The organism is Okeania sp. SIO3I5 (assembly GCF_010672085.1).
Taxonomy (GTDB): domain Bacteria; phylum Cyanobacteriota; class Cyanobacteriia; order Cyanobacteriales; family Microcoleaceae; genus Trichodesmium.
Genome location: NZ_JAAHHT010000429.1, coordinates 1 through 4,056 on the forward strand (window position 1 = coordinate 1; position 4,056 = coordinate 4,056).

2 protein-coding genes are annotated in these 4,056 nt (G+C 31.4%); both read right to left on the bottom strand.

Going from position 1 to position 4,056, the window contains the following annotated elements; translation table 11 throughout:
* Positions 1-2,054 precede the first annotated feature (2,054 nt).
* Positions 2,055-2,378 carry a hypothetical protein gene (locus tag F6K40_RS39170; RefSeq protein ID WP_293145400.1) on the bottom strand — a complete coding sequence of 108 codons (324 nt, stop codon included), beginning with the start codon at positions 2,376-2,378 and terminating at the stop codon, positions 2,055-2,057.
* A 354-nt stretch (positions 2,379-2,732) separates the two neighbouring features.
* Positions 2,733-2,864, bottom strand: coding sequence for a hypothetical protein (locus F6K40_RS39175; protein WP_293145403.1), 132 nt, complete (start codon positions 2,862-2,864; stop codon positions 2,733-2,735).
* Positions 2,865-4,056: the final 1,192 nt, after the last annotated feature.

Consider the following 4,056-nt stretch of genomic DNA (forward strand, 5'->3'; position numbering starts at 1 on the left):
TTGAGAATTTAACTTCTGAATCTAGAATTGAGAAGTTAAATTCTTGCTGTGATAAATTTGAGAGGAGCGAGAATTTCCTCAACTGCCAGAAGACTGCTTTAGTTCTTGATGTTTTGCTGAAAAAAAACTTAGACTAATCCCTACACTATTCTGTCAAAAATCCTATTTTGTTTCTGGAAGAATCTGTTGATTTGGGAAAGTTAGACTCTTCAGAAGTTTAACTATAAACTGTTCTAAAAATTGAATAGTTACTCTCATGCTAGAACGCTGAATTGAGAATTTAACTTCTGAATCTAGAATTGAGAAGTTAAATTCTTGCTGTGATAAATTTGAGAGGAGCGAGAATTTCCTCAACTGCCAGAAGACTGCTTTAGTTCTTGATGTTTTGCTGAAAAAAAATTTAGACTAATCCCTACACTATTCTGTCAAAAATCCTATTTTGTTTCTGGAATAATCTGTTGATTCGAGAAAGTTATTCTCTTAAGAAGTTTAACTATAAATTGTTGTCAAAATTGGTAAGCATTCAGCAGTCAGCTATCAGCTATCAGCTTTATTACTTTTAAAGGAGGAAAAAGCTATTGAGAGATTTCTAAGAATGTGCCCAAAATTCTATTTTGCTTCTGGAACAATCTGTTGATTCGAGAAAGTTATTCTCTTAAGAAGTTTAACTATAAATTGTTCTAAAAATTTAATAGTTACTCTCATGCTAAACGCTAAATTGAGAATTAAGAATTCATAATTCTCAATTCACAAGTTAAATTCTTGCTGTGATAAATTTTATAGGATCGAGAATTTCCTCAACTCCCTGAATACTGCTTTAGTTCTTTATGTTTTGCTGAAAAAAACTTAGACTAATCCCTACACTATTCTGTCAAAAATCCTATTTTATTTCTGGAATAATCTGTTGATTTGGGAAAGTTAGATTCTTAAGAAGTTTAACTATAAACTGGGTACATCTCAATGCAAGAAGAAAGCCAAAAATTTATCGCTATAAACTGTTGTCAAAATTGGTAAACATTCAGCAGTCAGCTATCAGCTATCAGCTTTATTACTTTTAAAGGAGGAAAAAGCTATTGAGAGATTTCTAAGAATGTGCCCAAAATCCTATTTTGCTTCTGGAACAATCTGTTGATTCGAGAAAGTTATTCTCTTAAGAAGTTTAACTATAAATTGTTCTAAAAATTTAATAGTTACTCTCATGCTAAACGCTGGATTGAGAATTAATAATTCACAATTATCAATTCAGAAGTTAAATTCTTGCTGTGATAAATTTTATAGGATCGAGAATTTCCTCAACTCCCTGAATACTGCTTTAGTTCTTTATGTTTTGCTGAAAAAAACTTAGACTAATCCCTACACTATTCTGCCCAAAATTCGATTTTTCTTCTGGAATAATCTGTTGATTCGGGAAAGTTAGACTCTTAAGAAGTTTAACTATAATTTGATAGGATAGAGAATTTCCTCAACTCCCTGAATACTGCTTTAGTTCTTTATGTTTTGCTGAAAAAACTTAGACTAATCTCTACACTATTGTGCTAAAAATCCGATTTTTCTTCTGGAATAATCTGTTGATTCGGGAAAGCTATACTCTTAAGAAGTTTAACTATAATTTGATAGGATCGAGAATTTCCTCAACTTCCTGAATACTGCTTTAGTTCTTTATGTTTTGCTAAAAAAAACTTAGACTAATCCCTACACTATTCTGTCAAAAATCCGATTTTTCTTCTGGAATAATCTGTTGATTTGGGAAAGTTAGATTCTTAAGATGTTTAACTATAAACTGTTGTAAAAATTGAATAGTTACTCTCATGCTAGAACCCTGAATTGTGAATTGAGAATTAAAAATTCACAATTCAGAAGTTAAATTCTTGCTGTGATAAATTTGATAGGAGCGAGAATTTCCTAAACTCCCTGAAGAATTCAGAAGTTAAATTTTTGCTGTGATAAATTTGATAGGAGCGAGAATTTCCTAAACTCCCTGAAGACTGTTTTAGTTCTTTATGTTTTGCTGAAAAAAAACTTAGACTAATCTCTACACTATTGTGCTAAAAATCCTATTTTACTTCTGAAATAATCTGTTGATTCTGGAAATTTAGACTCTTAAGAAGTTTAACTATAAACTGTTGTAAAAATTTAATAGTTACTCTCATGCTAGAACCATGAACAACTGCCCAAATATTTGTAATTAAACAACAACTAGCAAACCACAAAAGAATAAATGTTTGAATTCTAACTACTCCTACAATAAACCAACTTACAACATGAAGGATAATCATTAAAGCGTAAAAACTGGCTACTAATGCCATTAAGTTAATTTCCTTTTTCCGTCGATGGAGGATTGTAAAAATTATTGGCTGTAAACTTGCTAATACATTCATAGGTACTAGCAATCCACAAATTGCTACACAATATAGGTGTGAAAATTCGATTATGTTATTGAAGTCGAACATCTTATAAATTTCTCTTTATGGTTGATTAATTTTGTAGTAAGCATTCAGCTATTAGGATTCAGCATTAAAGTTTTGAAAAAATCAAACAACTACTAAGATTAGCTGATGATTTCTTTCTTTCCTGTGGAATGCTAGGCAAAGATAACTTTTAATTCTCGTTGAAGACTAATTCCTCCTTCCTGTAATAATAAGTTAATAACTTATAGCTGATAGCTGACTGCTGAATACTTGGATTATGTACTTTTATTGGAGTGTAATATCAAAACGTAAGGATTCCGCTTTTTATTTTTTCTTTTTTTGCTTTTGATAAAGTCCATCAGTCCAAAAATTAGTAAACATCATTAGCATTCCTCCAAGAAAGATAGTAATTGCCATTCCAGCAGGAATTATAGTTTGCCAGTCAATTGTTTCCATGTACTCCCTAATTAATTTAGTTAGACTATCTTAGCAATTATACCTAATATATTATTAAGTATTATGTGATTATATTAAGATTTATAAAAAAATATTAAAATTTTAAAAAAAGGTTTAAAGTTACAGTATCTATAACTGTAAAAAAAATTTATTATAGCGCTACGCTACGCGTGAATAGGGAATAGGGAATAGGGAATAGGGAATAGTAAACTGTCAAAGGGTTTTCCTAGGTCATGCTGCGCAAACAAGATTTAGGAATGTCCTAACCTTAATGCGTAGCGCTATATAGTCAAAAATAGTAATAGTAAGCATTCAACCGTCAGCTATCAGCTATTGCTTTTGATGCCTTATAAAAGCTAATTTAGCTATAATTAAATCTTACTACAAAAGCAGGCTCCCTTAGCTTTAAAGTCTATATTTATTTAAACCCAATTCTTAAAAGTGGTATCTTATTTTGCTCGAACTGACAGCGATATAGCTGAATGCTTACCAAAAATAAATTAACTAAATGTATTAATGTTATGTTCCGATAATTAGCGATAAAAAGCATAGTTTCTTCCTAATGGGCAGTCTTGATTCTTATCCTTTGTTCCTTGTTCTTTGTTGTTTACTATTGATAAGTATTTAACTGAACTTGATATAATTCCCATCATTAGATTTAAAACCATAGAAGAGTTCATTAATGGATAATGAATAATGGATAATGGATAATGGATAATAGATAATGGATAATTACCTCTCCCTTTTAGGGAGAGGATTGACTAAAATGAAAAGATTTATTTCTCTTGGTTGATTGGATATGGTTAGATAACCCATCCATCCCACCCTTCGGGAAACTGCGTTAACAACCGCTTTTTCCCCTTTATTGGGGAGACTTTAAACCTGAATTATCTAATTATTTAATTGTTTAATTATTGCTCTGCTGATTAAATATAAAAGCATTGACATTAATCATGGTTTGAGCTTTTCCAATACTTGAAAAAGTACAAGGTTTTCCTTAATCAAGAGCTACATAAAGTGAGGATAAAAGGGTTGACTTAGGAAGAAAAATCAAGGGATAATCTTCCTCCTGCCTTCTGTACGGACGTTTTGCTGACGCTTTCGCTCCGCTAACGCTACGCGACATGGAAAGCGCAGCATTCCCTATAAGAAAACGCATTAATGCTCAAGCAACGTCCCTACCCCATTCCTC

Excerpts from the sequence above, each read along its gene's own strand:
- F6K40_RS39170 (WP_293145400.1), bottom strand. The coding sequence starts at position 2,378 with ATGAATGTATTAGCAAGTTTACAGCCAATAATTTTTACAATCCTCCAT.
- F6K40_RS39175 (WP_293145403.1), bottom strand. The coding sequence starts at position 2,864 with ATGGAAACAATTGACTGGCAAACTATAATTCCTGCTGGAATGGCAATT.